The following is a 15,206-nucleotide window of genomic DNA, read 5'->3' on the forward strand; positions in this document are numbered from 1 at the left end:
AAGGCTAACGACTCGGTCCATCAGGCCATGGCACGTTTAAACAGATGTAGGAGTGAGCTTGCTCGCGATAGGCCCGAAGGGCATCGATGTAGCAATCTCAACTCAACTCAACTCAACTCAACTCAACTCAACTCAACTCAACTCAACTCAACTCAACTCAACTCAACTCAACTCAACTCAACTCAACGCCAACCCAACCCAACCCCCTCACCCCAAATACCCCGTCTTGCCCGTGTGCTGGTTCAGCGAAATGACCCGCGTCTTTCCAATCCGGTGACGGTAAATCTCCCGCAGGTATTTCACCGCTTTCTTCACGCTCTCGCGGGAAATGCGGATGTCGTTGATCGAGATGAACCGCGCCTTGTCGTCGATCAGCTCGCGGTATTTCTTCTCGTACATCGGTTTGATCGCGTACCAGTTGGTGTCCAGGATCTTCGCCGGGTTTTCGTATTCATTGAGCAGGTCGTCGATGCGCGCTTCGTCGAACTCATCGCTCATGATGAAATCCAGAATCGAGTTGTCCAGCGTGTCATCGAAGCGATAAGGCTGTTTGGCGAAACAGCGCTTGATGAAGGCCACGATCAGCGTCAGGAAGTCGTCCGACAGGCACGGGCTCTTGGCGATCAGGGTGGTCAGCGATAGATTGGCCGACGCGCCGATCACCAGCGCGTAACGCTTGAGTGTCGTGTTGGGGAACAGGCTGTTGAGGTGCGTCTTCAGCCGGTTCAGGTCCATGTACGACAGCTTGTAATCCTTGGGCAGCGAAACGATCGACACCACCGACGAGCAGTTCTTGAAGAAATGCAGATCGTGCAACGCCGCCGCGTCATACCCCGACGCCTTGTACTGCTCCAGCGCCGCGCGATAGCGGCGTGACTCGATGGGCAGCAGGCTGATGCCCTCGATGGCCTGAGTCATTTTGTTGAAGTGCGGCAGGTCGATGGAGCGGAAGAACAGATCGTCGATGTCCAGGCGCGGCGGCTCTTTCTCGAACAGCTTGAGCTTGTCCGAGCCCGGCAGCGGCGTCTCCGGGACCACCGATTCGGCGTAGGCAATCGCCACAGGGCCCGCGAGGCTCATGAACAGGTCGTTGGCATCCAGGCGAATGGTCTCGCCGATGTCTATCCCTGCACGCCGGAAGTAATTCTGGTCGTAGTCCGTGGTGACGGCCTGCGCTGTCAGAATGTTGAAAATCTGCTGTGAGATGTACTGGTTGGCGTGACGCTCCATGGCGTTGACGTCGATGTTCTCGATGGTCCCGTCGTCGCTTTCTTCGGCGTAGCGCATGATGTCGTTGGAGATCAGCATCATCGCGTTCCACGGGCGAATACGGCCCATGACGCTGGCTTCGCTGCTGTCTTCGTTCTCGAAGTTGTACGAGAAGTCCCATTCCTCTGCCAGATACTTGCATAGCAAGCGTCCGGCGTTGATGTGCAGAGCTTCAGACATTTCGCTGCGATGGTCGGAGATGTTCGGCAACACGCAGATGCCACTGGTGAAAATCGGCTCGAACACAAAAGAGCGCCCCCGCTTGCCATCGTTTTCGCTGGCAGGCTTGGTGTCGAAGGTCTTGTTCATGTACGAGAACTGCTGGGCCAGGCCAAATTCCGAGGCCATGCCCGAACCCGTACCGCCCCCTGCGCTGAAGATGTAGAAATACAGCCGCGACTGGTTGGCCTTGATGCCGCAGGAATCGATCAGGTAGGAGTGGATCAGTTTCCAGTCAGCGCTGGAAAAGTGGTCGGTGTCTTTGTTCAGGATGATCTTGGCCAGGTACTGACCCAGAATCGGCGCGTTGCCCGCACCCCCGGCGTGGACTTCAGAGAGGTCCATGATCTTCATCTTGGAGTAGTCCTTGATGAAGCCGCTTTTGTCGCCTTTGCGCGAGAAGCGAATGCGCCCGGCGATGTCCTTGTCCAGATCGCCGAGCATCACCAGCGGCTCGACCAGAAACACCGGCTTGCTCGACTTGTTCTGCCCCAGACGCAGGTTGTTGCGAATCCAGCGGGCAGGGCTGTAACCCTTGTCGTCGCGCAGACGCTCGTCATTGTTCAACTGATCGAGATAGAACGTGCGCGCGTTGTAAACCAGTTCAGCGACGTCCAGCGCGATGTTGGAACCGCAACGCCCCAGCCCGATCAGGCAAACGGACGGGAATTGTTGGTCGGCGCGGTTTTCCGTTTCTTCGAAGTGAATCGATGGCGGAAACACCATGTCACGCAAGCCGTCGAGGTTGTCGAGGATGCGATCCGTGTCGGTTTCCGTGAAGTAGAGATACGACTGCGCGGGCACGGGCTGCGGTCGATAATCGACGGGTGGCAACGCGCTGTGCTCGTTGAGTACGGTTTGCAGAAGTTCGGATACTGCGCCTGCAGCCTCGGTTTTATGGGTCATTGCATGCCACGCCTGAAGGACGACGCAGGGGTGTCAACGCGCCATCACCAAAAAGAAAACCCGACTGTACAGTGGGCTATCGGCAACGAGCGATAGGGCCCAACCCTAGCGCCGTCTAAGGGATTCCCCTTGCTGATCGGCGTGATGGCGGGCGACTTGAACGTTCAGCCCTCGATGTGAGGACTGCTTCACACGCTTAGCGTTGCGGGCGAGAACGAAAGCGATCGGGGCGCGGGTGTTCGGTTTCTCGCAGGCCTTCTTCGGTAATGGGCTGGCCGACGGTCATTTCCACTGCTTCCAGGAGGTGAGTGGACGGCCAGAGTTGCGAGGGCTGGCGCTGATTGAGTTGCTGTACCAATGGCTTGAGTGTCTCCAGCGGCACAGGTCTGCTGAAGAGGTAGCCCTGGACGAAATCGCAGCCGTATTCGCTCAGGAATTCCAGCTGTGCCGGCGTCTCGACGCCTTCGGTCACCACTTTGAGGCGCAACGTATGGGCCATGACGATGATCGCCTGGACGATTTCCATGTCTTGCGGGGATTTGGGGATGTCGATGATGAACGAGCGGTCGATCTTCACGGTGTCCAGCGGCAGACGCTTGAGGTAGGCCAGCGACGAATAGCCTGTCCCGAAATCGTCGATGGACAAGGCCACGCCCAGCTTGCGGATCTCGTTGAGCAGCAAAACCGTGTTGCTGATGTTGCCCATCAACGCGTTTTCCGTGACCTCCAGTTCCAGCCGTTGTGGCGCCACACCCGCCTCCTTGAGCGCCGAGTCCATCTCTTGCACCAGTTCCTCGCGAGCGAGGTTCAGCGCCGAGCAGTTCACGGCAATCACAAGGTTCTCAAAGCCGTTGTCACAGAGTTGCGCCAAATCCTGACAGGCGCGGCGCAAAACCCAATTGTCCAGATCGGCGATCAAGCCGTTGGTTTCAGCAATCGTGATGAAACGATCCGGGGTCAACAGACCCTGAGTCGGGTGCTGCCAGCGCACCAAGGCTTCCAGTTTGGCAACGTGACCGGTGCGCAGATCAACGATGGGTTGGTAATACAGCTGCAGGCCCTGTCCTTCGGTCAACGCATGGCGCAGCTGTTCTTCGAGGTGCAGTTCCATGCTGGCGCGGGTTTTCAGGCTTTCATTGAAAAAGTGCAGGGTGTTACGGCCATTGCCCTTGGATTGATACAAGGCCAGGTCAGCGTGCTTGAGCAGCTCATCGCAGGTCACACCGTCCTCGGGAAACAGGCTGATGCCGATGCTGGTGCTCATCACCATGCGCCGGCCGTTCAAGGCGATGGGGTCTTTCATTTTGGCCATGACCCGTTGCGCCATGTGTCGCGCTTCCTCGACGTTTTCCAGCTCAATGAGAATGCAGAATTCGTCACCCCCGAAACGTGCCACGACGTCATTGGCCCGGGTCGCACCCCGGATGCGGTCGGCAATGACTTTCAGCAGCTCGTCGCCCGCGTCGTGCCCCAGGCTGTCGTTGATGCGCTTGAAATGGTCGACGTCGAGAAACATCACCGCGAGCTTGCCGTGCGCCTGCTTCTGTTCCGTCAGGCGTTCGGCAAAGATCTGGTTGAACCCCCGACGGTTGATCAGGTTGGTCAGGGCGTCGTAGTGGGCGACCTGTTGCAATGACGCCCGCGCCTGATCGAGCTGGCTCAGCAAAGCATTGACCCTGGCAAGGTCGCGCTCCTTGGCTTGCAGTTTCTTGTCAGCCAGGGCGGCGCTGATGCTGCCCGCGATAATCAGCAACACAATCAATGCGATGGTGAGGCTCAGTTGCAGACTGTTGCCCGTGGCATGCATCTCCATCGGCATGTCGTCAGGCACCCTCAACTGCAAGGCCCACATGCCCATGAAGTGCGTCGCGACGATCCCTGCACCCAACACCAGGCTTGCACCGTATTTGAGCAACTGATGCCGGGTGCCGCTGCCTTTACGCAGACGAATGGCCAGCACCAGCGCGGTCAGACTGCTGGCGATGGCAACCACGATTGAACCCGCGAAGCGCCACGGTTCGTAATACTGCGTGGCGCTCGAACGCATGGCCGACATGCCGAGGTAATGCATGGCGATGATGCCCAGGCCGATGCACACCGAGGCGACCAGGTACTGACTGACGCGCAAACGTGGATGGCCGAGGGCTTCCATGGCCACCATGCCGGAGACCAGGGCAATGGCCAGTGATGCGATGGTGACGGCGAGGTCGTAATGCATGTCCAGCGGGGCCTGGAAGGACAGCATGCTGATGAAATGCATGGCCCAGATGCCCACGGCCAGACACAGCGACCCGAGGGCACGCCAGCGAAGGCGTGCATTCACGCGCTCCACGTGGCCGACGCGCTCGGCGATGCTCAGCGTTGCGAAGCTGGCGGCGCAGGCCACCACATAAGCGAGGACGATGAGGACGGGGTTATGAGTGCCATGAAGCATCATCCCGCCATGCGCGGGCATCGACGTCAAAAAATGCAAACCCAGCCAATCCATAGCACGCTCCATGTGTCCACTGCTGGAGATACCTCAGTCTGGGCAACTGATGGCACTTTGCGATGATTATAGGAGTCGCCTATTTTTAAACATGCGTTGGGAGACGGACGTACCAACTATTTCGCAATAACATTTATCGCGAAAGGTTCTATGCACAGGCGACGATCAGTGATGTGACTTTGCCACTGTCCATCGGTTCCACCGGTAATAAACCGAATGCTGCACGGGCGGCGTCACAGTCGGGGTTGTGCACGCCGTCAGTCCATGAAGCCTCGAATTCCCGGCAGGTGCTGGAGCGTTTTTCGTAGATCGAGCAGCGTGTGCCTTGGCCCACTTCGCCTTGCAGGGCCGTACAGCGCGGCGATTTGCAATCGGTGCCGAGCATTGCCACGCGGCTCGGGCTGATGCTGCTGACCCATTCGTCGGGCACCGTCCCACCTGCGGACTCGCAATCACCCCAATAAAAAGACACGCGAAAGTGTGAACAGCAGGCACCACAATTCAGGCACGGACTGACGTCGGACATGGATGTAAACCGGAGAATGAATCAGGGGAGGGGGAGCGATCCGGCGCTATTCTAGGCTTCCGGATGGCGTTGGGAAGTGGTGGCTGAAAATATAGTTCGGCGGGCGGGGGTAGAGCGACAGGGGCCATTTTCAGCCTGCTGAAGCGATGGGTGGGTATCAGTTTGGCGAATGATCCAAGACAGTTTCGATCAGCCTGACTAGATTCAGGGTCTCGGCGAGGGCGTCTGGCCCAACAACAATAAAAAGAGACGACACATGCATCATTCCACTCAAGCGACTAACGCGTGGCGCGTCCTGTTCCTGCTGTTTCTGGCCAACCTGTTCAACTTTTTCGACCGCACGATCCCGGCCATCATCATCGAGCCGATCCGCAAGGAATGGCTGCTGAGCGATTTTCAATTGGGCATCATCGGCACGGCTTTCACGCTGGTGTACGCCGTCGCCGGATTGCCGTTGGGACGCATGGCTGACAATGGCTCGCGCCGCAAATTGATGGGGTGGGGGCTGGCGGTCTGGAGCGGACTGACGGCCGTGAACGGCCTGGTCGGCAGTTTCTGGACCTTCCTGTTGGTGCGCATGGGCGTGGGCATAGGCGAGGCGAGTTACGCACCTGCCGCCAACTCGCTGATCGGCGACCTGTTCCCCGCGCACAAACGTTCCCGCGCCATGGGCATCTTCATGCTCGGTTTGCCGTTGGGCCTGTTGCTGGCGTTTTTCACCATTGGCGCGATGGTGAAGGCGTTCGACAGCTGGCGTGCACCTTTCTTCATTGCTGCTGTGCCGGGGCTGATCCTGGCGGTGTTCATGTTCTTCATTCGCGAACCCGCCCGTGGGGCGGCCGAGACCGTGGCGACGTCTCAGGAGAAGATCGACCGGCCGATTCGTCGCGTGCTGTCGATCCCGACGTTTCGCTGGCTGGTGCTGGCGGGGCTGGCGTTCAATTTCGCGACCTACGCCTGCAACTCGTTCATGGTCCCGATGCTGCAGCGCTATTTTTTACTGCCGTTGCAGGAAGCGGCAATGGCCACCGGGTTAATCGTTGGCGTGACGGGGTTGATCGGCCTGACGGCAGGGGGCTGGGTGGCGGACAAGCTGCATCAACGCTGGGCCAATGGTCGTCTGATGTTCGCGGCGGCGAGCATGACCGTCGCCTGCCTGTGCACCGGCTTCGCGCTGCATGCCGGGCGCATCGAAATCGGTCTGTTCGTCGCGGTGTTCAGCGTGGGCTGGCTGTTTTCCTACAACTTTTACACCTGTGTTTACACCGCGATTCAGGACGTGGTGCAGCCGCGTTTGCGTGCCACGGCGATGGCGCTGTTCTTTGCGGGCTTGTATTTGCTAGGTGGTGGACTGGGGCCGGTGGTGGCAGGGTTGCTGTCCGATCACTTCGCCCACACAGCGATGGCCGCTGCACAGGTTGAGGAAGTGACCGAAGCGTTCAAGGCGGTGGGGTTGCACGACGCGATGATGTACCTGATTCCTGGCGCGTTGTTTTTCACGCTGGTGTTTCTGGTGATAGCGTCGAAATGCTTCAGCCGTGATGCGCGGCGGATGCGAGAAGGGATGGCGGCGGATGAGCCGGTGGTGGGTGGGGTGAAGCCGTCGGTGGCGTGACAGGGTTCCGCTGACCGTGATCCGCGCAAACTCGCCCCCTGTAGGAGCGAATTCATTCGCGAGAGGCCAGTGCATTCGACACATTTCTGCTGCCTGTACCTACGTCTCGCGAATGAATTCGCTCCTACAGGGACCCCGCGCATAGACCCATTTCGGGTTCGCAGCAGGGTCCGTGGCAGTAGGTGGATCAGCCCGCGACCAGCACCCGAATCGCTTCCAGACGCAGCGCTGCTTTTTCCAGCATCGCCAGCCCCTGTTCACGCAGTTCGCGCAAGGCCGTGATTTCGCTGTCGCGCACGGTCGGATTGACCGCTTGCAAGGCGGTCAAGCGCGCCAGTTCTTCATCGGTGTCTGCGGCCAGGCGACGCTGGGCGTCGGCCACGCGCTCGGCGTGTTTGGGTGCGATCTTGGCTTCACCGGCGTTGATCTGTGGGTTCAACACGTCACGCTGAGCCTGGATGAACTTGTTGGCGCTGGCGCGAGGCACGCTTTCCAATTGGTCATTCAGGGTGGTGAACGAGACGCGGCCCGACAGATCGTTGCCGTTGCCATCCAGCAGGCAGCGCAAGGCGGCCGGTGGCAGGTAGCGGCCCAGTTGCAGCGAGCGCGGGGCGACCACTTCACTGACGTACAGCAGTTCGAGCAGCACGGTCCCGGGTTTCAGCGCTTTGTTCTTGATCAGCGCGACGGCGGTGTTGCCCATCGAGCCGGACAGCACCAGGTCCATGCCGCCTTGCACCATCGGGTGCTCCCAGGTAATGAACTGCATATCCTCGCGGGACAGCGCCTGATTGCGGTCGTAGGTGATGGTCACGCCTTCGTCGTCGCCCAGCGGGAAGCTGGCGTCGAGCATTTTCTCGCTCGGCTTGAGGATCAGGGCGTTTTCCGAATGGTCCTCGCTGTCGATGCCGAAGGCGTCAAACAGGGTTTCCATGTAGATCGGCAGGGTGAACTGATCGTCCTGCTCCAGAATCGCCTCGACCAGTGCGTCGCCTTCACCCGCGCCGCCGGAGTTGAGTTCCAGCAGGCGGTCACGGCCGGTGTGCAGCTCGCTTTCCAGACGCTCACGTTCGGCACGGGCTTCGGCGACCAGCGCTTGCCAGTCGTCTTCGTCGCCACCTTCCAGTTGCGGCAGCAGGCGCGGACCGAACTGGTGTTGCAGGGCGTTGCCGGTCGGGCAGGTATTGAGGAAGGCGTTCAGCGCTTCGTGATACCACTGGAACAGACGCTCTTGCGGGCTGGTTTCCAGGTATGGCACGTGCAGCTCGATGATGTGCTTCTGGCCGATCCGGTCCAGACGCCCGATACGCTGTTCCAGCAGATCCGGATGCGCTGGCAGGTCGAACAGCACCAGATGGTGCGAGAACTGGAAGTTACGGCCTTCACTGCCGATTTCCGAACAGATCAGCACCTGCGCGCCGAACTCTTCGTCGGCGAAGTACGCGGCGGCGCGGTCACGTTCCAGAATGTTCATGCCCTCGTGGAACACGGTCGCCGGGATGCCGGAGCGCACGCGCAGAGCGTCTTCCAGGTCCATCGCGGTTTCGGCGTGAGCGCAGATCACCAGCACCTTGACGCGCTTGAGCATCTTCAGCGTGTCGATCAGCCAATCGACGCGTGGGTCGAAGCGCCACCAGCGTTCTTCTTCACTGGTCTCGCCCTGAGCCTGGAAGCTGACTTCCGGGTACAGGTCGGCGTGTTCGCCAATGGGCAATTCGAGGTATTCGGCCGGGCACGGCAGCGGGTACGGATGCAGCTTGCGCTCCGGGAACCCTTGCACGGCGGCGCGGGTGTTGCGGAACAGCACGCGGCCGGTGCCGTGGCGGTCGAGCAATTCGCGGATCAGGCGGGCGCTGGCTTCGGTGTCGCCATCGGCCACAGCGCCCAACAGCGCTTCGCCTTCGGCCCCGAGGAAACCTTGAATGGTCTCGTGTGCCTTGGGCGAGAGGCGGCCTTGATCCAGCAGTTCCTGAACGGCTTCAGCCACCGGGCGATAGTTTTCGCTCTCGGCCCGGAAGGCTTTCAGGTCGTGGAAACGGTTCGGATCAAGCAGGCGCAGACGGGCAAAGTGGCTGTCCTGACCGAGTTGTTCAGGGGTCGCCGTCAGCAGCAGGACGCCGGGAATGACTTCGGCCAGTTGCTCGACCAGCGAGTATTCCTGGCTGGCCTTCTCTTCATGCCAGACCAGGTGGTGGGCTTCGTCGACCACCAACAAGTCCCAGCCAGCGGCGAACAACGCGTCCTGGGCTTTTTCGTCTTCGACCAGCCACTCCAGCGACACCAGCGCCAGTTGGGTGTCTTCGAACGGGTTGCTGGCATCGCTTTCGATGAAGCGCTCGGCATCGAACAGCGCGACCTGCAGGTTGAAGCGGCGGCGCATTTCCACCAGCCACTGGTGTTGCAGGTTTTCCGGTACCAGGATCAGCACGCGGCTGGCGCGACCCGACAGCAGTTGGCGATGGATGACCAGACCGGCTTCGATGGTCTTGCCCAGACCCACTTCGTCCGCCAGCAGAACGCGAGGGGCGATACGGTCGGCGACTTCACGGGCGATGTGCAACTGGTGAGCGATGGGCTGAGCGCGAACACCGCCCAGGCCCCACAGCGAGGATTGCAGCTGGCGGCTGGTGTGCTCCAGCGTGTGGTAGCGCAGCGAGAACCAGGCGAGCGGATCGATCTGCCCGGCGAACAGGCGGTCGCTGGCCAGACGGAATTGAATGAAGTTGGAGAGCTGGGTTTCCGGCAGTGTCACCGGCTGGTTCTGCGCGTTGAGGCCGTGATAGACCAGCAGTCCATCGACATCTTCGACTTCGCGAACGGTCATCTTCCAGTTTTCGAAATGGGTGATGGTGTCACCCGGCGAGAACCGCACCCGCGTAAGGGGCGCGTTGCGCAATGCATACTGGCGGGTGTCGCCAGTGGCCGGATAGAGCACGGTCAACAAGCGGCCGTCCTGTGCCAGAACGGTGCCCAAACCCAGCTCGGCTTCGCTGTCGCTAATCCAGCGTTGCCCCGGTTGATACTGCTGCGCCATGCTGCCTGACTCCCGCCTTGAAAAAGCCGACTATGGTAACGGAACACGCCGCGCAGCCAAAGCGCTTGTGCGGCCCATGTTGTAAAAAGCCCCGCATTTATTGGGTATAAACCGCCGGACGGGCACTTGTTGCGAAAAACATAGTCGAAACTTCCTCGCATTACGGCTCAAGTCGACGAAACGGCAGCCGACAGCCTGATAACAGGAGACCATTACCATGCTGCCACCGCTGATCCCCTTGAGCGCGGCCCCCGTTACCTCGCAGCAGGACCCGGTCAAACCCACGCCTGACATCCCGCCTGTCGCGCCGGTGCAGCCGAGTTCCAGCGAGAGCACCATCAACATGGGCCAGCGCGACCCGGAGCAAGCTCAACTGCTGTTGCGCGAAGAGCAGCGCCGCCAGCAAAGGCGCCGTCGCGATCGACGCACGTCCGATCGTCATCCTGATCTCAATGAAGAAGAGGAAGGCGCGCCGCCGGTTCACAGCGGCCCGGCGATTCCCGGTGATTTCCTGAATGCGGACAACACCGTGCCCGTGGTGCCGATCATCGATGATGAGCCACGCCAAGGGTTGTGGGTGGACCTGAAGGTGTGAGGTGCTGGTCAGCGCCGGTCCGATTGCGCATTATTGTCGCCATTGGGCATTCGAGAGCACCCCGCCATGAGCGATGACAAACTGGTAGACCTGAGCGTCGAGCGCGCCAAGCGTGTTCACGACCTCAACGACAAGCGCCTCAACGACGTGCGCCAGGCTTTTGAGCAGGCGATGCCGCTGGCCAAGGCCAAGAAGAAAAGCAAGAACAAGCCGAAAAAGCGCTAGCTCCCCTTTCCGTTCTCCCTCTGACCTGATCAATCTGCGCGCGCCTTCATTCAACGGTGCGGGGGATTGATGTGGGTCAATACTTCCCTGTCCGCCTCTGGCTAATCTGCACCCATCGAACAGATGACGGTGGGAGGGGCTTCCATGTTTCTCGATCATGCGGTGATAGCGGGTGTGGTCACGGTGATGCTGATACTGAGTTTTTTCGCAGCATTGGCACTGTTCATCTGGAGAGACTCGCGGACGCGCGGTGAAGATTGAGTCTCTTATAAAAAGAGCACGCAAGGCATTTGGGGCAACTTCGGTTGCCCATTTTTTTTGGATTTTTTTGAGGGGGCGTCCTTTTTTGGGCGCAGTTCAAACCTGTGGGAGACTCCGGAGGTTACGACGGCAGCGAATGCGGTGTGTCAGGCAGGATGCCTTCGCCACTGTCGTAACCTCCAGAAGCTTTCACAGGGTTGTGTATTGACCCAAAGCCCCGGGCAGACGGCGTCACCCACAAGGGGAGTGCAAACGTGCTCTTGGGCGGATCAGCCCACCGTAATGGTCGGCAATTCCGTCAAGCTGACGGTCTGTTCCTTGCGCGGCGCCAGGATCTCCGCCTCACCATCCACGACCAATTCTTCATCTTGGTTGAACACCCGCGTCGCGATCCGCACGCGAAACTTCGGCAGTTTTTCCAGAATTTCCAACCGCACGGTCAACGTGTCGCCAATCTTCACCGGTTTTTGAAAGCTCATCTGCTGACCCAGATAGATCGTGCCCGGGCCAGGCAACTCGCAGGCCACTGCTGCACTGATCAGGGCACCACTGAACATCCCGTGGGCGATGCGATCCTTGAACATGGTCTTGGCCGCAAATTCCGCATCGAGGTGCACCGGGTTGCGGTCGCCTGACATTTCGGCGAACAGCTGAATGTGACGTTCTTCGACGGTCTTGCTGTAGCTGGCGGTCTGGCCGACTTCAAGGGCTTCGTACGGGGTGTTGGTGACTTCAGTCATGTGGCGGTCCTGTAACGTTCAAAAGAAATGAAAAGGCGTCATTCGCTGCGGGGTGGCCGGGGCTCCTTCAGCGCCTCTTCGAGCCAGGCGAGTAAATCATGAGTGACCTCCTCGCGGTTGGTCTCGTTGAGAATTTCATGCCGGGCCTGAGGGTAGATCTTCAGGGTCACGAATGGATGATTCGTTCCCGTCAGCGCCTCAGCCAGATCTTTGAGACGCTTGCCTTCGCTCACCGGATCACATTCACCGCCCATGATCAGCATCGGCAAGCTTTTGTCGATCTGCGCGAGATTCGACGTTTTGCTGATTTGCTGCAGGCCACGGAGCATGTCCAGCCAGAACTGATTGGTGCAGCGAAACCCACACAGCGGGTCGCTCACGTACTTGTCCACCTCATCCGGATCACGGCTGAGCCAGTCAAATGACGTGCGCACGGGCTTGAATTTCTGATTGAAGGAGCCGAACGACAGAAACTCGATCAGTGCACTGCGCCCGGTCGGTCCCTGACGCCAGCGCTCCATGCGGGCCACGACCGCGGCGGTGCGATAAAGGGAAACTGGCTGGAAGTTCGAGCCGCTAAGCACAGCGCCTTGCAGGCTGGCGCTGTGGTGCAGCAAGTACGCCTGAGCAATGTAACTGCCCATGCTGTGCCCCAGCAGAAACACGGGCACGTCTCCATGACGCTCGCCAATCGTGGCATTCAGCAGGGCCAGGTCGCCCACCACTTTGTTCCAGCCATCCTGATCGGCGTAATGCCCGAGAACGCCGTGCGCGGCGGTGCGGCCATGCCCGCGTTGATCATGGGCGTACAGCGCAAAACCCGCTTCCGTCAGCGCGAAGCCAAGCCGCTCATAGCGTCCGCTGTGTTCGGCCATGCCATGGGACAGCATCACCACCGCCTTGGGATCGCCCAGCGGCAGCCACGCATTCACGTACACGCGATGGTGATCCGTGGTGTCCAGCCAAAAAGCATCATGTTTCATGGTGTTTCCCTGGCCTTGTATAAAATTGTCGCGAAATTGCGCTGTAGTCATCCTTATCCAGCAGTGTATAGCCGTTGCGGAATGACGGGCCGATCACCCGCGAGATTCACGTCATTGATGACGCCCGGGGGCCTATTTGCCTTCTCGGGGTTAGCTGCTAACGTCCGGCAATCACCCGCACTCAGGCTGCGGGGCCGGTACTCTCAGGTAAGAGGATAAAAAAAACATGCAACCTGAATTCTGGAATGACAAACGCCCGGCGGGCGTCCTCTCTGAAGTGGACCTTCACGCGTACAAATCGGTGATCGAGGTCTTCGAGCGCAATTGCAAGAAGTACGCGGATCGCCCGGCCTACAGCAACATGGGCGTGACCCTGACGTACGCCGAGCTGGAGCGCCATTCCGCGGCCTTCGCCGGTTACATCCAGCAGCAAACCGAACTCAAGCCCGGCGACCGCATCGCCGTCCAGATGCCCAATCTGATCCAGTACCCCATCGCCGTCTTCGGTGCCATGCGCGCCGGTCTGATCGTGGTCAACACCAACCCGCTCTACACCGCCCGCGAGATGCGTCATCAGTTCAAGGACGCCGGTGTGCGTGCGCTGGTCTACCTCAATGTGTTCGGCAAGAACGTGCAGGAAGTGCTGCCCGACACCGACATTCAGTACCTCATCGAAGTGAAGATGGGCGACATGCAGTCGGCGGCCAAGGGGTGGCTGATCAACACCATCGTCGAGAAGGTCAAGAAGATGGTTCCGGCCTACGATCTGCCCCAGGCGGTCGCGTTCAAGAGCGTGCTAAAGCTTGGCCGTGGCGATCACGTGCAACAGGTGAAACTCGACCTGGACGACATCGCCGTCCTGCAATACACCGGCGGCACCACCGGCTCGCCAAAAGGCGCCATGCTCACCCACGGCAATCTGGTCGCCAACATGCAGCAGGTGTACGCCTGCATGTTGCAGCACGGGCCGGACGGCCTGCCGATCTTCAAGCAAGGCGGCGAAATCATGATCGCGCCGCTGCCGATGTACCACATCTACGCGTTCACCTGTAACTGCATGTGCATGATGGTGAGTGGCAACCACAATGTGCTGATCACCAACCCGCGTGACATCGGTGGCTTCATCAAAGAGCTGAAGAAATGGAAGTTCTCGGCGATGCTTGGCCTCAACACGCTGTTCGTGGCGCTGATGGATCACCCTGAATTCAAGAATCTGGATTTCTCCCACCTGCGCCTGACCAACTCGGGCGGCACCGCGTTGGTGAAATCCACCGCCGAGCGCTGGCTGAAACTCACCGGCTGCCCCATCGTCGAAGGCTACGGTCTCACCGAAACCTCGCCCGTGGCCACCGCCAACCCCTACGGCGACCAGTCGAAGCTGGGCACCGTCGGCATGCCCGTCCCCGGCACTACGGCCAAAGTCATCGATGACGAAGGCAACGAGCTGCCCGTCGGTGAACGCGGCGAGCTGTGCCTGAAAGGGCCGCAAATCATGCTCGGTTACTGGCACAAACCGGACGCCACTGCCGAAGTGATCGACAGTGACGGCTGGCTGAAAACCGGTGATATCGCTGTGATCGACCCGGACGGTTTCATCCGCATCGTTGACCGTAAGAAAGATCTGATTATCGTGTCGGGTTTCAACGTCTACCCGAACGAGATCGAGGATGTGGTTTCACATCATCCGAAGGTCGCCAACTGCGCAGTGATCGGCGTAGCGGACGAGCGTTCGGGGGAGGCGGTGAAGCTGTTCGTGGTGCCTCGGGATGCAAGCCTGACCACCGATGAGTTGAAGGCGTACTGCAAAGAAAACTTCACGGGCTACAAGATTCCCAAGCACATCGTGCTGCGGGAGTCGTTGCCGATGACGCCGGTAGGCAAAATCCTCCGACGCGAGCTACGCGATCCGGCCTGAAACGGCTATATAAAGAAACGGCGTGTTGAGGAACACGCCGTTTTTTTGTGTGCCGAAACCGCAACGCCGCCCAACCCTGTAGGAGCGAATTCATTCGCGAGAGGGCGGTACGGGCGCTATACATGTGTCGATCATGCTGGCGTCTCGCGAATGAATTCGCTCCCACAGGGGATCATCTCCGGCAATGACATGGCGTTCGAGGTAGGGATTTTCGACATTTAGGTTCATTGCTCTAAACGTGACTAACGAATATTCAAGAGTCATGTTTATGACTGTAGAGGCTGCGTTTGCCTCTGGTCGGCCTCTGGCAAAGCTGCTACGCTCGGCCCGCTTTTTGTACAGTCGATACGCAAAAAGCGGTTGCTACGAACATTCCAAACACAAGAAATCATCGCATCAAGCGGTGTGTAGAAACGCTGTCGCTGAGGAG

General features: G+C 59.4%; 11 protein-coding genes. 5 read left to right on the forward strand and 6 right to left on the reverse strand.

Translation table 11 applies throughout. The features are described from left to right. Positions 1-207: 207 nt before the first annotated feature. From ACIQAL_RS02035 to ACIQAL_RS02045, 3 genes are all read right to left on the reverse strand, one after another. Complete coding sequence (locus ACIQAL_RS02035) at positions 208-2,394, reverse strand: hypothetical protein (RefSeq protein WP_401141835.1); 2,187 nt, start codon at positions 2,392-2,394, stop codon at positions 208-210. Between the two features lie 196 nt (positions 2,395-2,590). After that, positions 2,591-4,882: a putative bifunctional diguanylate cyclase/phosphodiesterase gene (locus ACIQAL_RS02040; RefSeq protein ID WP_401141838.1), complete on the reverse strand. Its 2,292-nt coding sequence runs from the start codon at positions 4,880-4,882 to the stop codon at positions 2,591-2,593. 148 nt (positions 4,883-5,030) lie between these two features. Beyond that, the gene (locus ACIQAL_RS02045) at positions 5,031-5,408 is read right to left on the reverse strand and encodes a YkgJ family cysteine cluster protein (protein ID WP_166593414.1); all 378 of its coding nucleotides are present in this window, start codon (positions 5,406-5,408) and stop codon (positions 5,031-5,033) included. A gap of 202 nt (positions 5,409-5,610) precedes the next feature. On the opposite strand from ACIQAL_RS02045, the gene ACIQAL_RS02050 reads away from it, so the two are divergent. Further along, positions 5,611-7,023 carry a spinster family MFS transporter gene (locus ACIQAL_RS02050; RefSeq protein ID WP_401142387.1) on the forward strand — a complete coding sequence of 471 codons (1,413 nt, stop codon included), beginning with the start codon at positions 5,611-5,613 and terminating at the stop codon, positions 7,021-7,023. Between the two features lie 187 nt (positions 7,024-7,210). On the opposite strand, the gene rapA is transcribed toward ACIQAL_RS02050, so the two are convergent. Next, complete coding sequence (rapA, locus tag ACIQAL_RS02055) at positions 7,211-10,057, reverse strand: RNA polymerase-associated protein RapA (protein ID WP_166593412.1); 2,847 nt, start codon at positions 10,055-10,057, stop codon at positions 7,211-7,213. A 217-nt stretch (positions 10,058-10,274) separates the two neighbouring features. Between rapA and ACIQAL_RS02060 the strand changes: the two genes are divergently transcribed. The 3 genes from ACIQAL_RS02060 to ccoM all read left to right on the forward strand — a co-directional run bounded on the left by ACIQAL_RS02060 (position 10,275) and on the right by ccoM (position 11,138). Continuing rightward, positions 10,275-10,652, forward strand: a complete 378-nt coding sequence (locus tag ACIQAL_RS02060) for an aspartate-semialdehyde dehydrogenase (RefSeq protein ID WP_166593411.1) — start codon at positions 10,275-10,277, stop codon at positions 10,650-10,652. A 66-nt stretch (positions 10,653-10,718) separates the two neighbouring features. Continuing rightward, positions 10,719-10,877, forward strand: coding sequence for a hypothetical protein (locus tag ACIQAL_RS02065; protein WP_401141841.1), 159 nt, complete (start codon positions 10,719-10,721; stop codon positions 10,875-10,877). 144 nt (positions 10,878-11,021) lie between these two features. After that, positions 11,022-11,138 carry a cytochrome c oxidase subunit CcoM gene (gene ccoM / locus ACIQAL_RS02070; RefSeq protein ID WP_306167747.1) on the forward strand — a complete coding sequence of 39 codons (117 nt, stop codon included), beginning with the start codon at positions 11,022-11,024 and terminating at the stop codon, positions 11,136-11,138. 269 nt (positions 11,139-11,407) lie between these two features. Here the strand turns inward: ccoM and ACIQAL_RS02075 are convergent, their stop codons facing one another. Together ACIQAL_RS02075 and ACIQAL_RS02080 are read right to left on the reverse strand one after the other, a co-directional pair. Then, positions 11,408-11,878, reverse strand: coding sequence for a MaoC family dehydratase (locus tag ACIQAL_RS02075; protein WP_401141845.1), 471 nt, complete (start codon positions 11,876-11,878; stop codon positions 11,408-11,410). A gap of 38 nt (positions 11,879-11,916) precedes the next feature. Further along, on the reverse strand, positions 11,917-12,861 hold the full coding sequence (locus tag ACIQAL_RS02080; RefSeq protein ID WP_401141846.1) for a lysophospholipase: 945 nt from the start codon (positions 12,859-12,861) through the stop codon (positions 11,917-11,919). A gap of 226 nt (positions 12,862-13,087) precedes the next feature. Between ACIQAL_RS02080 and fadD2 the strand changes: the two genes are divergently transcribed. Continuing rightward, entirely contained in the window at positions 13,088-14,776 is a 1,689-nt protein-coding gene (fadD2, locus tag ACIQAL_RS02085; RefSeq protein ID WP_401141849.1) for a long-chain-fatty-acid--CoA ligase FadD2, read from the forward strand. Positions 14,777-15,206 lie beyond the last annotated feature (430 nt).

This window comes from Pseudomonas sp. NPDC088368, from assembly GCF_044753445.1.
Taxonomy (GTDB): domain Bacteria; phylum Pseudomonadota; class Gammaproteobacteria; order Pseudomonadales; family Pseudomonadaceae; genus Aquipseudomonas; species Aquipseudomonas bambusae.